17 protein-coding genes are annotated in these 17720 nt (G+C 38.2%); 16 read left to right on the top strand and 1 reads right to left on the bottom strand.

Annotated features, from left to right (window positions below):
* Positions 1-43 precede the first annotated feature (43 nt).
* From CUC15_RS17195 to CUC15_RS17175, 5 genes are read left to right on the top strand one after another with little or no spacing between them, the layout of a single operon-like run.
* Complete coding sequence (locus CUC15_RS17195; RefSeq protein ID WP_242986018.1) at positions 44-922, top strand: carbohydrate ABC transporter permease; 879 nt, start codon at positions 44-46, stop codon at positions 920-922.
* Positions 923-958: 36 nt separating this feature from the next.
* Positions 959-1762: a carbohydrate ABC transporter permease gene (locus CUC15_RS17190; protein ID WP_114918497.1), complete on the top strand. Its 804-nt coding sequence runs from the start codon at positions 959-961 to the stop codon at positions 1760-1762.
* A gap of 15 nt (positions 1763-1777) precedes the next feature.
* Positions 1778-2680 carry a Gfo/Idh/MocA family protein gene (locus CUC15_RS17185; RefSeq protein ID WP_114917842.1) on the top strand — a complete coding sequence of 301 codons (903 nt, stop codon included), beginning with the start codon at positions 1778-1780 and terminating at the stop codon, positions 2678-2680.
* 28 nt (positions 2681-2708) lie between these two features.
* On the top strand, positions 2709-3725 hold the full coding sequence (locus tag CUC15_RS17180) for a Gfo/Idh/MocA family protein (RefSeq protein ID WP_242985893.1): 1017 nt from the start codon (positions 2709-2711) through the stop codon (positions 3723-3725).
* Positions 3726-3751: 26 nt separating this feature from the next.
* Entirely contained in the window at positions 3752-4876 is a 1125-nt protein-coding gene (locus tag CUC15_RS17175) for a mandelate racemase/muconate lactonizing enzyme family protein (RefSeq protein ID WP_114917840.1), read from the top strand.
* 43 nt (positions 4877-4919) lie between these two features.
* On the opposite strand, the gene CUC15_RS17170 is transcribed toward CUC15_RS17175, so the two are convergent.
* The gene (locus CUC15_RS17170) at positions 4920-6260 is read right to left on the bottom strand and encodes a GGDEF domain-containing protein (protein ID WP_114917839.1); all 1341 of its coding nucleotides are present in this window, start codon (positions 6258-6260) and stop codon (positions 4920-4922) included.
* Positions 6261-6532: 272 nt separating this feature from the next.
* On the opposite strand from CUC15_RS17170, the gene CUC15_RS17165 reads away from it, so the two are divergent.
* The 11 genes from CUC15_RS17165 to CUC15_RS17115 all read left to right on the top strand — a co-directional run bounded on the left by CUC15_RS17165 (position 6533) and on the right by CUC15_RS17115 (position 17581).
* Positions 6533-7549: an NAD-dependent epimerase/dehydratase family protein gene (locus CUC15_RS17165; RefSeq protein WP_114917838.1), complete on the top strand. Its 1017-nt coding sequence runs from the start codon at positions 6533-6535 to the stop codon at positions 7547-7549.
* Positions 7550-8608 (top strand): dihydrodipicolinate synthase family protein, encoded by a 1059-nt coding sequence (locus CUC15_RS17160; protein ID WP_114917837.1) that lies wholly within the window; start codon positions 7550-7552, stop codon positions 8606-8608.
* Between the two features lie 21 nt (positions 8609-8629).
* Positions 8630-9628 carry a zinc-dependent alcohol dehydrogenase gene (locus CUC15_RS17155; protein WP_114917836.1) on the top strand — a complete coding sequence of 333 codons (999 nt, stop codon included), beginning with the start codon at positions 8630-8632 and terminating at the stop codon, positions 9626-9628.
* Between the two features lie 140 nt (positions 9629-9768).
* Positions 9769-10821 carry a Gfo/Idh/MocA family protein gene (locus tag CUC15_RS17150; protein WP_114917835.1) on the top strand — a complete coding sequence of 351 codons (1053 nt, stop codon included), beginning with the start codon at positions 9769-9771 and terminating at the stop codon, positions 10819-10821.
* Positions 10822-12381, top strand: coding sequence for an FAD-dependent oxidoreductase (locus CUC15_RS17145; protein WP_341457167.1), 1560 nt, complete (start codon positions 10822-10824; stop codon positions 12379-12381).
* 10 nt (positions 12382-12391) lie between these two features.
* A complete protein-coding gene (locus CUC15_RS17140) occupies positions 12392-13366 on the top strand; it encodes an acetylxylan esterase (RefSeq protein WP_162800350.1) in 975 nt (324 codons plus the stop codon).
* Between the two features lie 11 nt (positions 13367-13377).
* Positions 13378-14214: a sugar phosphate isomerase/epimerase family protein gene (locus tag CUC15_RS17135; RefSeq protein WP_114917833.1), complete on the top strand. Its 837-nt coding sequence runs from the start codon at positions 13378-13380 to the stop codon at positions 14212-14214.
* Between the two features lie 139 nt (positions 14215-14353).
* A complete protein-coding gene (locus CUC15_RS17130; protein WP_114917832.1) occupies positions 14354-15055 on the top strand; it encodes a hypothetical protein in 702 nt (233 codons plus the stop codon).
* On the top strand, positions 15052-16026 hold the full coding sequence (locus CUC15_RS17125) for a Gfo/Idh/MocA family protein (protein ID WP_114917831.1): 975 nt from the start codon (positions 15052-15054) through the stop codon (positions 16024-16026). The genes CUC15_RS17130 and CUC15_RS17125 overlap by 4 nt, the downstream gene beginning before the upstream one ends.
* Positions 16027-16085: 59 nt before the next feature.
* Complete coding sequence (locus tag CUC15_RS17120; protein WP_114917830.1) at positions 16086-16361, top strand: ROK family protein; 276 nt, start codon at positions 16086-16088, stop codon at positions 16359-16361.
* Positions 16362-16492: 131 nt separating this feature from the next.
* The gene (locus CUC15_RS17115; protein WP_114917829.1) at positions 16493-17581 is read left to right on the top strand and encodes a GNAT family N-acetyltransferase; all 1089 of its coding nucleotides are present in this window, start codon (positions 16493-16495) and stop codon (positions 17579-17581) included.
* Positions 17582-17720 lie beyond the last annotated feature (139 nt).

Raw genomic sequence — 17720 nt, 5'->3', positions numbered from 1 at the left:
GAAGAAAAATGCAAACAAAAGGAAATTACCTTTTAAACAAAGAATAAAACGTGAATGGGACAGAAATGCCATCGTATATATTTTTCTAATTCCTGCACTGATTCACTTTCTGATCTTTCAAATCATTCCATTCGCGTATAGTTTTGTTTTAACATTTTTGGATTGGAAGATTATTGGAGACTCCGAATTTGTCGGGCTGAAAAATTGGATTCAGTTTTTTAATGATGATCTAGCTTGGAAAGCAATTTGGAATACGGTATTGTTTTCGATTTATTATATTTTACCAACAATGGCTCTTGGGTTAATTTTAGCATTAGTTATTAATATGAAGGTCAAGTTTACGGGCTTTTTTAAAGGGATATTTTTCCTTCCTGTTGTGACGTCTTTTGTTGTTATCGCTGGTATTTGGGGTTGGTTATTCAGAGGGACGGATTCAGGGCTCATTAACTTTCTGATTGGTTTCATCGGAATTGATATACAATTGTTTCTATCGGATTCCGGGCAGGCACTGATGGTACTTGCGGGATTAAGTATATTCAAGGTTGCAGGAAGTACGATGATTTACTATTTTGCAGGTCTGCAATCAATCCCTAGGGAATTATATGAAGCGGCTCGGATCGATGGGGCATCTCCGGTTAAAATATTCTGGAGGATTACATTTCCCCTTTTGAAACCAATTCACTTTTATGTATTAATCGTAACAACAATCGGTTCCTTTCAAATCTTTGATTCGGCATATTTACTAACAGGTGGTGGACCAAACTATTCTACAACGACAATCGTATATTATTTATATCAACAAGGATTTGCTGGGCTTAATTTAAGCTATGCAGCTGTTTTGTCTTATGCGTTGTTCTTTATTATTTTGATAATTTCACTAATACAGAGAAAATATCTTGGTAAAGAGGACAATATATACTAATTTCAACCTTCTTTTGAAAGGAGAATAAACAGATTGATTAAGAAAATTATCTCATATACGGCGTTAATACTCCTAGGCTTTACTTTCCTTCTGCCATTTATCATTATGGCTCTAGGATCACTTAAGGAAACACAATTTGCACAATTAGATCCACTTTTTTGGATACCAGATGATCCAACCTTAAGTAACTTTCAATACCTTTTTAACGATGGAATGTTTTTAAGGTGGATTTTTAACTCGTTTGTGATTACGATCATCCCAGTTTTTAGTCAGATGTTATTTGCAGGAATATTAGGTTATATTTTTGCAAAAAAACAATTCCCTGGGAAGGAAGTAATCTTTTGGATATTTATGGCAGTGATTATGGTACCACAACAGCTGTTAATCATTCCGAAGTACATTATGTTTTCGGATTTCGGTTGGATCAATACGTATTGGGCATTGATTGTTCCTGAACTTTGGGCGATTATGGGTGTGTTTTTAGTAAGGCAATTTATGCAGGGTATTCCAGTTGAATTGGAAGAGGCTGCACGTATTGATGGTGCAAATGATATTAAAGTTTTCTTCAAAATCATTTTCCCGCTATCAATGCCTGTCATTGCAACGGTTGGAACATTTGCATTTATAAGTAACTGGAATGACTTATTTCAACCATTAATTTATATGACACAAGAAAAAATGTTTCCTGTAACGGTTGGGTTAGCATCGTTACTAGGCAAGGAAGGGAACTTTGGGATTGAAATGGCTGGGGCGACCCTTTCGTTTATTCCTACTTTCTTGATTTTCTTGTTCTTCCAAAGATATTTCACAGAAGGAATTCAAATGTCAGGAATGAAGTAAGAAAGGTGGAAAAGAATGAAGGATTTGACGATAGGCATGATAGGTTTAGATACTTCTCATGCGCTTGCTTTTGCAAGGTTACTGAATGATCCAGAAGAAACCTATCATGTAAAAGGGGCGAGGGTGGCGATTGCATATCCAGGGGGGACGGAAGATTTTGAACTAAGCAGGTCACGAGTTGGTGGCTTTACGAGCGAACTGCGTGATCGCTTTGGTGTTTCAATCGCCGATACGATGGAAACCGTCGCAGAAAAAAGTGATGCCATATTATTAGAATCTGTTGATGGCAGAGTTCATTTGGAGCAGTTAAGGCAAATTATTTCTTATAAGAAACCTATTTTTATCGATAAACCATTTTGTTTGAGCACAAAGGATGCGAAGGAAATGGTTCGTCTTTCAGAACAATATCAGACACCAATAATGAGCACTTCTGCTCTCCGGTTTTCTGAAGGATTGACTAGGGTATTAGATAATCAATCAAAAGGAGAAATTATTGGTGCAGATTGTTTTGGTCCGATGGAATTGCAGGAGGAGCAGCCGGGCTTCTTTTGGTATGGAATTCATTCAGTCGAAATGCTGTTTACGATTTTAGGTGAAGGGTCAGAGCAGGTAGTAACGGTGAAAAACGATGATTATGATCTACTTACTGGTGTTTGGAAAGACGGTCGGATTGGGACGGTCCGAGGAAATCGAAAGGGAAATTTTCAATTTGGAGCAATGGTTCATTTTGAAGAAGGAAGCGAGTTTGTTTCAATACATTCTGAGCAGAAGCCGTATTACGCTAGTTTACTAGAGCAAATCATGTTTTTCTTTGAAGATGGTGTATCAAGGGTTCCTTTAAGTGAGACAAGAGAGATTATTCGATTTATAGAAGCGGCTAATGAGAGTAGAGAATCTGGTAAATCTGTTTTGATTTAGCACATAATTTATAAAAGAAGGTGTAAATGTGAGGCAAATTCAATTTGGAATTATTGGAGCGGGAATCTTAGCACCGCTTCATGCGAATGCGATTTACTCGAACCGGCGTGCGAATCTTGCGGCGATTGTGGATATTGATCTTCAAAAAGCTAATAAATTAGCTAAGGAATACAACATTGAGAAAGTATTTACTGACTATGAAAAAATGCTATTAGAACCAATTGATGTCGTATGTCTATGTGTTCCTAGCGGGATGCATGCAGCAATAGCAGTGAGATGTGCAGAAATGGGTAAACATGTTTTGACCGAAAAGCCTTTAGATATTACGTTTGAAAATATGGATGAGATGATTAAAGCTTGTAAAAATTCAGGGGTGAAACTTGGTGCGGTATTTCAGCGGAGGACATTGCCACATTTCTTAGCAGCTAAAAATACACTTGATTCCGGCGCAATTGGTGACTTAATGATGATTCAAGCTTATTTAAAATATTTCCGTTCTGATGAATATTATGCTAGCGCTGGTTGGCGTGGAAAGTGGGAGCTTGATGGAGGTGGTGCACTCATGAATCAAGGGGTACATGGTATCGACCTTTTGCAATGGATTGGTGGGGAAATTGAAAGTGTAATGGCATACACGGCGACACTTGCTCGAAAAAAAATCGAAGTAGAAGATACCGCAGTAGCGATTTTAAAATTCAAAAATGGAGCCCTTGGAACAATTCAAGGTGCAACGTCTATATTTCCAGAACAAGAGACGAGTATTGAAATAAATGGAGATAAAGGAACATTAAAAGTGAGCGATACAAATGTAGAAATCTGGGAAGCTGTAAACAATGAAAATAGGAAACCATCATTACCAGCGTCTGATCACGATGGGCATGCAATTATTATTAATGACATGGTCGATGCTGTCTTAGATGATCGTGAACCAATGATAACTGGGATTGAAGCACGTAAATCGGTAGAAATTATTTTAGCAATCTACGAATCAGCAAAAATAAGCAGGGAAATTAAACTCTCTGAATTCCACCCATTTAGCAGTTAAGTCTGTTCAAAAAGGAGTCTATTAGAATGCAAATATCAGCTATTGATGTATTTCCAGTACACTTACCAATGTTACAGAGCTTTTCGATATCAGGTGGCAAAGTGGGGGATAAAAATGCTGGTGCACCACATGTATATGTCAAGATAACAACAGATGATGGAGTAGAAGGCTGGGGTGAAGCTCGTCCAAGCCATAGGTGGAGCTATGAAACCATAGAAACGGTAGTAACAACGATTAACAACTATTTTGCAGATGCACTAATAGGAGTTTCAATTTTTTCACTCGATGAAATTCATTACATTATGGATAAGCAGATCGCTTCAGGTATTACTAGGGGGCAACCAATTGCGAAAGCTGCAATTGATATGGCTGTTCTGGATGCAATTGCAAAAACCAACCATCAGCCACTCGTTCATAGTTGGTTTACCAAGCCGCAAAGTACAATCAATCTTTCCTACTTAATAAGTGTATCAAATGAAAGAGAGGCGGCTGAGAAGGCACGAATTGCGAAAGCAGGAGAGTATAAAGGTGTAGATGTCAAAATAGGGATAGATCCGGACAAGGATTTAGCTATATTAAAGACGATAAAGGAGATTTTACCCGATGTGTATTTCCGGGTTGATGCAAATCAAGCCTATCATTTAAAGGATGCAATGAGACTTAGTAAAGCAATGGAGGAAATTGAAATAAGTGTTTTTGAACAACCACTGGCTGCTGGTGATTTAATTGGCCATGCGAAGCTACGTGAATTTACAACCATTCCGATTGCCTTGGATGAAAGTATTTGGACACCAGCAGATGTCGTTCGCGCGATTCAATTAGGAGCTTGCGATACAATTGTAATTAAGGTAACAAAAATGGGTGGTTTATCACGCGCAAAACGTTGTGGTGATATTGCTCAGGCGGCCGGTCTCGAATTACTTGGCGGCGGTTTGACGGAATCTTCATTAGGCTTATATGCTGGGGCACACTTATTTCATGCGCTGGGTATATCGACACCAGTCGATTTAAATGGACCATTATTTTTGGAGGATGATCCATCTCAAACAAAGGCTACTATTCGTGAGGGAGCAGTGAAACTACCGGTTGGGATAGGTATTGGATGGGAAGTCGATAAAAAGAAGATGGATCAATTTTCTATCGACTTGTAGATAATATACTTTAATCGTAAATCAGGAAATGTTTTACTATGGATTAGATTGTATTATCTTCAATAAAACTAAGACGATATATCCGACGTGGTCTTCCTTTATGTGTTACCTTTTCTTCACCAACAATATCTACCAGTTCAGCATCCATCCATTTTAAAAGGATTCTGTGCGCACTTCTCGTTGTAACGTTTAATGTTGAAGCAAGTTCTTGAGCGGTATAATCATATTTCTTATGTCTTGCAACGCGGGCCATAAGTTTTGTCATGTATGCTGCCGACATACCAGCTTTTTCAGCCTTGTCTAGAAGTCCAGTATCTGTAATAGCTAAGTCATATCTTTCATATTGTGTATTGGTAGAAATGTCGACAGGTCCTAAAACGCTTCGATCTTCTCGGACAATATAGCAAATATTTCCGCCTAATTCTTTCGATTGGCGTAGAGCTAAACGAGCGTGACTTCCTGCTTCGGCAGCGGTGCTGCCGAAGCCTACACCAACACTTAATGTAATGCCGAATTCACCTTTGGTTTCTTTTAGTAATGGGATAAACTTGTAACCTCTTGTTTCCCGTTCGAAAATGCCACGGGTGGTTATAAAAGAATATTCTTCACCACCTGAATTAATGAGGTGGCCATCAAGCTGTTTCGTATAATCAAGCAGCATTTGTTGTATTTGCAATTTTAATATTTGCACATCATGCTCAGACGTATATTTTTCTATTACTCGATTAAAATTGTCAATATCAATGATACCAAAAACGATTTGTGATTCTTTATTTCTTCGGGTATCTGCCGCCAAAAGTGCGCGCTCTAAAGAAACAATCATGTCCTGCTGTGTTGGAATTACCCACTCATTCGGGATATCAAGCTCAGATAGTTGGGTTGATACTTCTTGTATACCAGTAATTGCGATTGTTCCATATTTATGATAGTTATTTTCATGAAATTTAATCATATGATCGATATGGTTTAAATGGGGGTGATGATTAAATGAATAGCATGTAAAATCAGATTCAGCTAATTCAAAGAGAATCTGCTCCACATACTTTTCCTCAATTGTATCAATCGATAGATTTTTTAAACCAAATTTATTTTTTACTATGAATATAGAGCGATAGAGACCTGTTCCTGTTAGCGGTACATGATGAACTGGTATGGAAAAGTCGACGTGCTGTTTAGCTTCAAAGTATAGATGGAATTCTGTAAACAATAACACATCTACTTCATCGATTAATTCTTCCGTAACAGTTTTAATAACACTAGTTGGAGTGGTAGTAGTGTAAATAGGTCTGAAATTAGGGAACGCTTTCAAAACTTCCTTTGTTTGTTTCATCAGTGCCTCAGGGCCTATGATTCCAATAGTTATTTCAGAATTATTAATTTGCATTTTTACATCTCCTACTATAAGTACTCTTTAAAGACTTTCTAATGGACTTGTCTTTTAATAGTATTTTTAATAATCATACTTTTATAAAAAGTAAATGTCAAAATTTGTGAAAAGAAAAAATATATGTAATTCACATCAGTTATTAAAAGACATTTTAAAGACTTGTCTTTTAATAATCCTGTACATACAATGATATTAATTATTATTCTGAAATTTCAACGCATGTTAATGGACGGTGAAATTTCACTTAATTAAAAATAAGGGGTGGTCAAATGAAAACGATTGCAGAATTAGAAGACTTTATGACGGTACCGTCAGATGCATTAATAAATGACTTGAAGGAGTTAGATGGGGACATTTTAATTTTAGGAATCGGTGGAAAGATGGGTCCGACGCTTGCAAAAATGACGAAAAGAGCTATCGATAAAGCAGGTTTAAGTAAAAAAGTAATTGGGGTTTCCCGATTTTCTTCAGGAAACTTAAGAGATGAGCTGGAGGCTTATGGCATTGAAACGATAGCAGCCGATTTACTAAATGAGGACGATCTGCAAGCACTTCCAAACGCGAAGAACATTATTTATATGGCGGGGAATAAATTCGGTACGGTTGGCAATGAGCATTTTACTTGGGCAATGAATGCATATCTTCCTGGAAGACTTGCAGAAAAATTCAGTGACTCGAGAATTGTGGCGTTTTCAACAGGAAATGTTTATCCATTGACAGAGGTTGTAAGAAATAATTGCACAGAGGATAAACTTGTAAATCCAATTGGCGAGTATGCACAATCTTGTTTAGGGCGTGAGCGTGTGCTTACTTATTTTTCACATAAAAATAAAACTCCTTTGCTAATTTTTAGGTTGAATTATGCAATAGATTTACGCTATGGGGTATTACTTGAAATCGCTAAGCAAGTATATGAAGGTAACCCGATTGATCTAACAATGGGAAATGTAAATGTAATCTGGCAAGGAGATGCGAATGAATATGCGATTCGCTCTTTATTACACACAGACTTTCCTCCAAAAATATTAAATGTTACTGGTCCAGAGACGTTATCCGTGCGTTGGTTAGCTAAGGAATTTGGCAAACGATTTAATAAAAAAGCTGTCTTTGTAAATGAAGAGGATTCAAAAGCATTACTGAATAATGCAGCAAATGCACATAGTCTGTTTGGCTATCCGAAAGTGTCTGTTCAGCAAATGATTGATCTAATCACTGTATGGCTTAGCAATGATGGTGCAACACATAATAAACCAACACATTTTCAAGAGCGAGAAGGTGCTTTTTAAATGTTAAAGGGAGCAGTGAGAAGGAAGCTGCATGAAGGGACCGTTATTCCTGCACATCCACTTGCATTAACGAGTGAGAGATCGCTTGATGAGGCAGGGCAGCGTGCACTTACCCGCTATTACATCGATGCGGGAGTTGGTGGAATTGCGGTAGGGGTACATACGACACAGTTTGAAATTAGGGATTCGCAATTTAATTTATTCGAACCAGTGCTAAATCTAGCAATGGAAGAAATGGAGAAATGGAATGTAGCTGATTCTTTTATTAAAATTGCTGGTATTTGTGGCCCAGTCGATCAAGCTGTTGCGGAAGCAAAATTTAGTAAAGCGGCTGGTTATGATCTAGGGCTGCTAAGTATGGGCGGTTTACAGAATCTAACAGAAGACGAATTAATTTACCGAGTGGAAAAAGTAGCTGAGGTTATACCTGTTTTTGGATTTTATTTACAGCCATCTGTAGGTGGAAGAGTCTTCTCATATGATTTTTGGTTGAAATTCGCAAACATCCCGAACGTTCAGGCGATAAAAATTGCCCCTTTCAATCGCTACAACTCCTTTGATGTAGTAAGGGCGGTGTGCAATTCTGAGCGAAATGAAGAGATTGCTTTATATACAGGAAATGATGATAACATCATCAATGATCTATTAACGACTTATAAAATAAGTGTCGGTGATAATAAGATAGAGAAGAAAATCGTCGGTGGTTTGCTTGGACATTGGTCTGTATGGACAAAACGTGTCGTAGAGACTTTCGAACAGATTAAAAAAGCTCAAGAACAATCGCACATTCCAAGTGAGTTATTAACTCTTGGTCAGGAAATAACGGATGCAAATGCCGCGTTTTTCGATCCAAGTAACGGATTTAAAGGTAGTATTGCCGGGATAAATGAAGTACTCACAAGACAAGGGTTGCTGAAGGGAAACTGGTGTTTACTAGAGAAGGAGATTTTAAGCCCAGGTCAAGCAGAAGAAATAGATCGCGTCTATGTGGAATATCCTCATTTACACGATGACGAATTTGTCAAAGCTAACTTAGCAAAATGGTTCGATGTGAGATAGGCAGTGGAGGAGGAATTACAAATGAAAAAAATCATCGCGCATAATAAACAGGTCGAAATAGTAGAGGAAGATGTTCCGAAAATTAAAGCCTCCTATGTATTAATTAAAACGCTATACTCGGTAATTTCACCAGGTACAGAATTATTGGCGATTGATAGCAGCGAGGGTAAGAAGATCCCTTTAGGATACAGTGCGATGGGTGTTGTTGAGGAGTGTGGAAGTGAAGTCACTGATGTGGTGAAAGGAGACTTGGTTGCATGTTACGGTGCACCATATGTACATCATGCGGAATATCTTTTAGTACCAAAAACATTGTATGCAAAAGTCCCTTCAGGCGTTGAGCCAAAAGAAGCTGCTCTTGCTGGAATTGGCGCGATTGCCATCCATGCACTGCGTATTGCTAAGCTGGAATTCGGTGAAACAGCTGTTGTTGTAGGATTAGGTCTACTTGGCCAAATGATTGCTAAAATAGCTGATGCAGCAGCATACAATGTTATTGCCTATGATCTTTCTGATAGCAGGGCAAATTTGTTAAACGAAAAAACGAAGATTAAAGCGTATTCACAAATTGAAGATATGGAGGAGGCCATTCAAAGAACGACTGGAGACAACGGAGCTGACGCTGTTTTATTATGTGCAGGTGGCAAACGTTCGCCATTGACACATCAAAGCTTAAGGTGGGTTCGAAATAAAGGTAAGGTTGTTATTGTTGGTGACGTTGAACCAGACTTTCCGAGGGATTTAATGTTTATTAAGGAAGCAGAGCTGTTGATTTCGCGTGCCGGTGGTCCTGGTAGATATGACAGCGTTTACGAAGCGGATGCGATTGACTATCCATATGGATTTGTTCGCTGGACGGAAGGAAGAAACATAGCGGAATACATCCGGTTAGTCAGCGAAGCACGAATTGATGTAAGCACATTTATTACAGATGAAATCAAATTTGTTGATGCACCAGGTGAGTTTAGGGATTTGCTGAATAAAAAGTCTAGTACGTTGACGAAGCTGATAGAATACTAGTCATTTTTATAGCTTGAAAATCGAGGGACGAAGCACTATGCCGACTGAGAACATGACTGGATTGAGCAGCAGGAGCACGGAATCGAGCGAGAACAAAAATTGATTGACAGTTACAAATAAGCTAAAGGAGACGAATAAACATGTTAAAAGTTGGAGTAATTGGAGTAGGTTCTATTTCAGAGCAACACATTAAACCATATTTAGCAAATGAACAGGTGGAATTGCTTGCATTGAGTGACATTAATGAAACACGATTAATAGCGAAAGGTGCATTGTATGGAGTGACAGAGTTATATAGTGATTATCGTGAACTGTTAAAAAATGAAGCAATTGACGCGGTAAGCATTTGTACTTGGAATAACGCCCATGCAGAAATTGCTATTGCTGCACTAGAAGCGGGGAAACATGTGTTGGTAGAAAAGCCATTAAGTATGACTGTGGAAGAAGCGGAAGCGGTTGAAGCTGCTGTAGAGAAAACAGGAAAAGTACTGCAAGTTGGCTTTGTTCGCAGACATGGGGATAATGCAAAACTACTAAAAACATTTATTGATAACGATGAATTAGGTGAAATCTATTACGCAAAAACATCTTGCATTAGAAAACTAGGGAATCCTGGTGGCTGGTTTAGTGATCAATCAAGGTCAGGAGGCGGTCCATTAATTGATCTAGGTGTCCATATGATTGATATATGCTGGTATTTCATGGGCAAACCTCGTCCCGTTTCAGTTAGTGGTAATACGTATAACAAATTAGGGAATCGCAGTAACATTAAAAATCTATCCTTTTACAAAGCTGCCGATTACGACCCACACCTTAGTGATGTAGAAGATTTAACAAATGCCATCATTCGTTTTGAAAACGGAGCATCTATTTTAGTTGACGTGAGTTATACCTTACATGCAAAGCAGGACGAATTATATGTGAAGCTTTTTGGTGAAAAAGGTGGAGCGGAGATTGAACCGGAATTAGCAATAGTCGCAGAAAAGTATAATACGATTCTAAATGTTACCCCGCAGATTGATAATTTGAGCTTTGATTTTGAAAAAGCATTTCAAAATGAAATTAACCATTTCGTGTCTAGCTGCTTAGATGGTACAGAAAATATTGCACCTGTATCAGATGGCGTGCAAGTAATGAAAATGCTAAATGCTATCTATGAATCTGCCAAAACTGGCAAGGAAGTTTATTTGTAGGTGATTACGTTGAATGCAGATGCTGTCATTGTTGGCGGAGGATTTGGTGGTGTTGCAGCAGCATTAGCTGCCTGTGATAAAGGCCTTCGTGTTTTTCTTACAGAGGAAACAGATTGGCTTGGTGGCCAGGTGACATCGCAAGGCGTTCCACCTGACGAACATCAATGGATTGAGGAGTTTGGTTCGACCAAACGGTATCGTGACTATCGTAATAATGTAAGGGAAACGTATTTACGAACGATGAACGTGAAAAATGAAGAAGCATGCTTTAATCCTGGAAACGGCTTAGTAAGTAATATTTGTCATGATCCACGAGTTACATTGCATGTATTAAATGAAATGCTTCTGCCATACGTTTTGACTAACCAATTGAAAATCGAATTGAATACTAGAATTACGTCAGTGAAAAAAACAGAGGGAACCATTCATGAAATGACGTTCGAAAATATGCAGACTGGCAATCAATATCAAGTTATAGCACCTTTTTATATTGATGCAACAGAGGCTGGGGACGTGTTACCACTCGCAGGCTTAGAATATGTCACAGGAGCGGAAGCTAAATCTGAAACGGGAGAGTCCCATGCGCCAGACACTGCCAATCCAAATGATATTCAAGCATTTACTTATGTTTTAGGAATGGAATATCGAGCGGGAGAAGACCATACAATTCCAGAGCCTGAAATGTATCAATATTGGAAGGAATTCCATCCAACGATTTGGCCAGACAAATTTCTAAGTTTCTATGCACCACATCCAATCACGAAGGAAAAAAGAAAATATACGCTTTTTCGTGAAGAGACGGGATTTCCATTATGGGAGTACCGTAGAATTTTTGATAAGAATCAATTTGAAACACCTTATCATGCTGGCGATATCACGTTAATGAATTGGCCGCAAAACGATTACTTTTTAGGCAATATTTATGATGTTGCAATTGTAGAAAAGGAAAAAAATGAATACCAAGCAAAACAGTTAAGTCTTTCTTTATTATATTGGCTGCAAACCGAAGCACCACGTCCAGATGGAGGAAAAGGCTATCCAGGCTTAAAGCTTCGAAAGGATATTTTTGGAACGGAGGATGGGTTTGCGAAAGCACCATATATTAGAGAATCAAGGCGAATAAAAGCCGAGTACACGATTGTTGAACATGATGTTTCCCCTGATTTCAATGAGGGGGAAACCGGGAAAAAATACTATGATCGTGTGGGAATAGGTTCGTATAGTATCGATTTGCATCCAAGTATGGCTGGCCGAAATTATGTCGATATTCCTGCACTCCCATTTTATATTCCATTAGGTGCACTGATTCCGAAAGATGCTGGTAACCTACTTGCCGGCTGTAAAAACATCGGTACAACACATATTACAAATGGCTGTTATCGACTGCATCCAACCGAATGGAATATTGGTGAAGCATGTGGGGCGTTAATTGCTTTTTGCTTGAAAAATAATACGCAACCAAATGCAGTAAGAAATGATGAAAAACTGTTAGCTCAATTTCAGGATGAACTAAGAGAAGATGGCTTTGAGCTTGAATGGCCTGAAGAATTTTACAAATGAGGTGAGTACTTTGGGTAGACAAGTAGGTGATTTTCCGCTTGAAGAGTTACGCAATTATCGTCCGAATTTAGGTAATAAACCAGATGACTTTGATGCTTTTTGGGCAGAACAGAAAATGAAAATGAATGGATATCACCCACATGTAAAGATTGTGTGGAGAGATTATGCTGTACCTAGTGTGGAAGTAGCGGATATCACCTTTACGAGTTGGGATAATACACCGCTAACAGGAATTCTAGTAAAGCCTAAAGGAGTGGAGAAGTGCCAGGTCATCCTTAGTTTCCATGGCTATACAGGGAATCGTGGTTTAGCAGCAGATTTCTTAAAATGGACGACATTAGGTATTGCAGTTTTTGCTTTTGACGTTCGTGGACAAGGAGAGTCCCCTGATTTCAGTAACTATAGAAACGGCAGCAGAATTCCCGGGTGGATGCTTCTGGGTATACAGGATCATGAAAACTACTATTATACGAATGTATATCGTGATATTCTGCTGCAATTAAACTGGCTGCAATCTGAGGACTCACCTGTAGGTCCAACGAAATTAGGTGTGATGGGCTCTTCACAAGGTGGTGGCTTAGCACTCGTTGCAGCAGGATTGGAAAAGAATATCGACTTTTGTATTGCTGATTGGCCGTTTATCGCCCATTTCGAACGCGCGTTAGATATTGCCTTATCAGGACCATATATGGAAATTGTCAACTATTTCAAATGGAATGATCCTGAATATAAAACATACGATAAAGTGATTAAGACGTTAGGCTATATTGATAGTGTTCATTTCTGTGACTGGATTACCTGTCCAACATTAATGGCGATTGGTTTGGAGGATGCAACAACTCCTTCATCAACGGTATTTGCGGCTTTCAACCATCTAAAAGCGAAGGATAAGACAATTGAAGTTTATCCCCAATTCATGCATGAGTTTAATCCGTTTCATGAGGAGAAAAAGGTAGAATTCTTGATGAAGCAATTAGAAATGTGAGGAGGATATTTATGAAAATCAGTGTAAGTATGTATAGCTTAAACTCCACGGTCCAAAAGGAAAAATGGTCGATTGTAGATTTTATTGAATACGCTAAAAGTATCGCTTTAGATGGGGTAGAATTACTTGATTTTTACTGGAGTGATAAGGAAAAAGAATTGGAAGAAACGATTGTTGCGCTGAAGAAGCATAACTTAGCCGTTTCCGCCTATGATGTCACGAATGATTTTGTGAAGAAATCAATTAAAGAGCGTGCAATCGAAATTGCCAAAGTGAAAGACGGTATTCAAACTGCAAAAAAATTAGGTACTAATATTGTCCGTGTGTTTTCTGGAGACTTACATGGCGAACTAACATATGAAGACGCCCAAGCATGGATTGTTGAAGGATTAAAAAGTTGTGCTGAAGCTGCAGAAAAAGAACAAATATACTTAGCAATTGAAAATCATGGACTGTTAGCAGGGAAAAGTGAGCAAGTGGAAGAAATCATTACCAAAGTGGGAAGTCCATTTGTTAAATCGACTTTTGATACAGGTAACTTTTTATTAGTTCATGAAGAACCGAAGCATGCATTTGATCGATTAAAAGAGGAAGTTGTGCATGTTCACTTTAAAGACTTCCGTGAAAAGGACCCAATCGAAGAAGCAGTAACAGGATTCCTTTCCACCAAAGGAGTGGAATTAATCGGTACGGTTCCCGGAGATGGACAAGTAAATTTAGCTTATATCGTACAGGGACTAAAGGATACCAATTATAATGGCTGGTTATCAATTGAGTATGAAGGATTTGAAGATGCAAAGGTGGCAAATGAAGAGGCGGTTAATAGATTAAGAGAGTTATTGAAATAAATAGCTGGTTGAGACGCTCCCCAAAACGCTAGAATACCACTGAAATGAACGGAAGCACTGCAAAATCGAGCAAGAACACCAATGCTGCAATGGTTAAATCAACCACAGCACCTGCAAATAAAACGAAGGAGGTTAAACGATGCGCACAATTATATTTACTAAACTAGATAAAATTGATTTCACCACCTCTACAATCAATGCTACCATTGTTGAATCAACAGATCAATTGATTGAAGAGAATGGAGTATTTCTATTAGAAGATACGGAAATTAATGCATTCAGCAATGATACAGATAAAGTATTTATTCCTTCAACACTGATGGAAGCCACTAATGAAAATGTTCACGTCTATTTCGAATTAGAGCAATATCCATTTTTTCAAAAGGCAAAAGAAGTCATTGCAAATCCAAAGGGTGTGCTTCGTTTTAGGAGAATGTTACCCGTAATTCAGGCGGAGAGATTAATAGCAAGTGATTTAGTTGTGTTTTCCGAACTACTTGGTGAACCACTGGATGTACAGGTGAAACAAACAAATCCCATAGTTAAACCCAATCATACGATTGTAACCGCAAAATTTGATAATGGGACAATGGCACATATGGAATATACAGTATCCGATCTTAATAAAGAGGAACAAATAGAGTTTGAGTGGAGCGGTATAAAGCAAATTATCGAATTTAATAGTGAAGAAATGAAACCGATTCATCCGAGAAGATATACAAAGCTTCCATTGACCTATTCAGTTGATTCTATCTTAGCTACCGCGCGTAAAGCGAATCAGGATTTATTAAATCGGTTGGAGAAATTCACGCTCGTACTATCCGGAGGTGTTGCGAAATGAAAATTGGCATGATGAGTTTTGCTCATATGCATGCATATAGTTATGCAGATAGCCTGCAGAAAATACCGAATGTTGAACTCGTCGGTGTATTTGATGACGACCTTGAGCGTGGACAGAAAGTAGCCAAAAAATATCATACAAAGCATTACAAAGACCAAGATGCATTTCTAAAAGAAGAAATGGATGCAGTTATTATTTGTAGTGAAAACAACCGCCATAAGGAAATGGTGCTTAAAGCGGCAAAAGCGAATAAACATATCTTATGTGAAAAGCCAATTGCAACGACGATTAAGGATGCAAAAGAAATGATAGAGGCATGCGAGGAAAACGGCGTAATTTTACAAATTGCTTTTCCAGTTCGTTTTAGTTCGCCAATCGCCGAGTTGAAAAAGCTGATCGATGATGGCGAAATAGGTGATATTATTGCATTTCGCACAACAAACCGAGGTCAAAATCCAGGTGGTTGGTTTATTGATAAAGATCTATCCGGTGGCGGTGCAGTGTTAGATCATACGGTACATATGGTAGATATCATGCGCTGGTATCTAGGAAAAGAAATCACCAAAGTTGATGCAATAGTTGATTCCTATTTTCACGATATTGATATTGATGATGCAGGAATCCTCACATTGGAATTTGAAAATGGTGTTATTGCAACGCATGATGCGAGTTGGTCAAGATTTGCAGAATATCCAATATGGGGCGACGTAACAATTGAAGTTATTGGCACAAAGCAAACAATTAAAGTAGACGCAAATAAAGAGCATTTTCGAATGTTTACGAATGGTGCGAAGTCGTTAAGCCATGTATTTTACGGCAATGATATGGACTTTGGCTTGACACAGGATTTTGTGGAATGTGTGGAGCAAGGAAGAGAACCGTCAATCACAGGTTATGATGGGTTAAAAGCATTGGAAGTAGCACTTGCAGCGTATAAATCAAGTGAAATGGAGTTAACGGTTAAACTGTAGAAATGTAATGGATACCTTGATCAAGGTACCCATTTTTTAAGGGAAGGTAACGAATCGAAATGTACACAATCGGAATCGATATTAGTGGGAAAAAGATTAAATTTGGCTTGTTTGGTGAAGCGAACCAGATTGCCAAAATAGAGGAAATAAAAACACCGAGTGAAGCGGTCGTTGAATCAATGATCGATACAATCAAATTGTTGATAGAAGATAGACAAATTCAAGGGATTGGAATTGCAACTGCTGGAAAGGAATCAAGTATGTTGCAGAAAATTGTCATATTCCATTGGAAGCAGCTATATTCATGGCAACGGAAACACCTTTGCTATCAGTAAGACCAGGGAAATGACTTGGGAAAATTCAAACGAATTATGTTGCTGATCTAGTTATTTTAGACGAAACTTTACATGAGAATGAAACGATAATAAACGGTAAATCGTTCTATTCGAGGGGAGAATAAACGTAAATGGAAATTAGACGCGTTAAAGGAAAAGAATTCGAACAAGCAATTCAATTAGCGGATAAAACATTTCGCAAAGAAGGTCATATCTCGATGGGAGAAGCATTTCCTCAGGTATTTTCAAATGATTTGCAACTATCTTACGGTGCATTCGATGGAGAAAAGCTCGTCAGTTTTATTGGTCTGGTCCCTTCAAAAATTAAGATTGATAAATCGATATTAAATGTCTTTTCAATTGGGGCTGTTTGTACAGAAGTTGATTATCGTAAGCAAGGAATATCTAGTGCTATTTTAAAGGAAGTTTATGATTATCTTGACAAAGTGGAAGCAACTTTATTATTTGTTTCTGGTGATCGAGGGTTGTATCTTAGAAATCATTGCTACCATTTTGGCAGGGTGAATAAATATTCAATTGGTCGGGTGAGCAACGATGGTTCATATAGCGGGGTTATACGCATAGCTGATAATACGGATGTTTTTAAGTTGGATAAGTTAAGACAAGGGAAGGAAGTAAGGTTTGGTAATAATGTTTGGGAATGGGCCATGTTACTTAAGGCAGGTGGATATGCGAGTATATTCAAGATGAAACAAGCATTGTATGTAGCGGAGAAAAATAGCGCTTTAAATGGGTATGTAGTAATTGGACTTCCGACCGAAGCGAGTACTTATGAGCATGGTATCGTTACAGATTGGGGTGGAGATCCAGCAGCTGTACATGGGATATTGGCAGACCTATTGCAGACAAACACGGTTTCAAGGATTGAAATTAGTGTCCCATGGCAGGATGAGTTGAACAGCGAATTATCCGGATATGAAAAGGAGATAAAGAAAAATGGCGGAACGGTGTACATTGCAAATCCTGCGAGGTTAATAGAGCAACTGCGTCCATATCTCCATGGAAAAGGTTTGGATCAAGAGATTGAGGTAACTCCAATGAATAATGGAAATGTCTTGCTAAAAATTGGCGAAATGGAGAAGACTTTATCTAATGGGGAATTAGTGGAGTTGTTATTTGGATTTGAAAATGATTTTAAGAATTTAAATGGTGTGTTTCCTGTACCGTTGCCTGGGATGGAAGGGATTAATTACGTGTAAGTGATCTGAAACCTGGTAATAATGGTAATGTTTATGTTTTGTATGGGAATATTCAGTATACTGGACCACTTAATTTTCCTTTCGAATTTAATACAAACAAGTGACCAAGCCCTATAAATGATATATTATATTTCTGAAA

This window comes from Oceanobacillus zhaokaii (assembly GCF_003352005.1).
Taxonomy (GTDB): Bacteria; Bacillota; Bacilli; order Bacillales; family Amphibacillaceae; genus Oceanobacillus; species Oceanobacillus zhaokaii.
The sequence above is the reverse complement of the archived record's forward strand: the minus strand, read 5'-3'. Positions and strand labels throughout refer to the sequence as shown.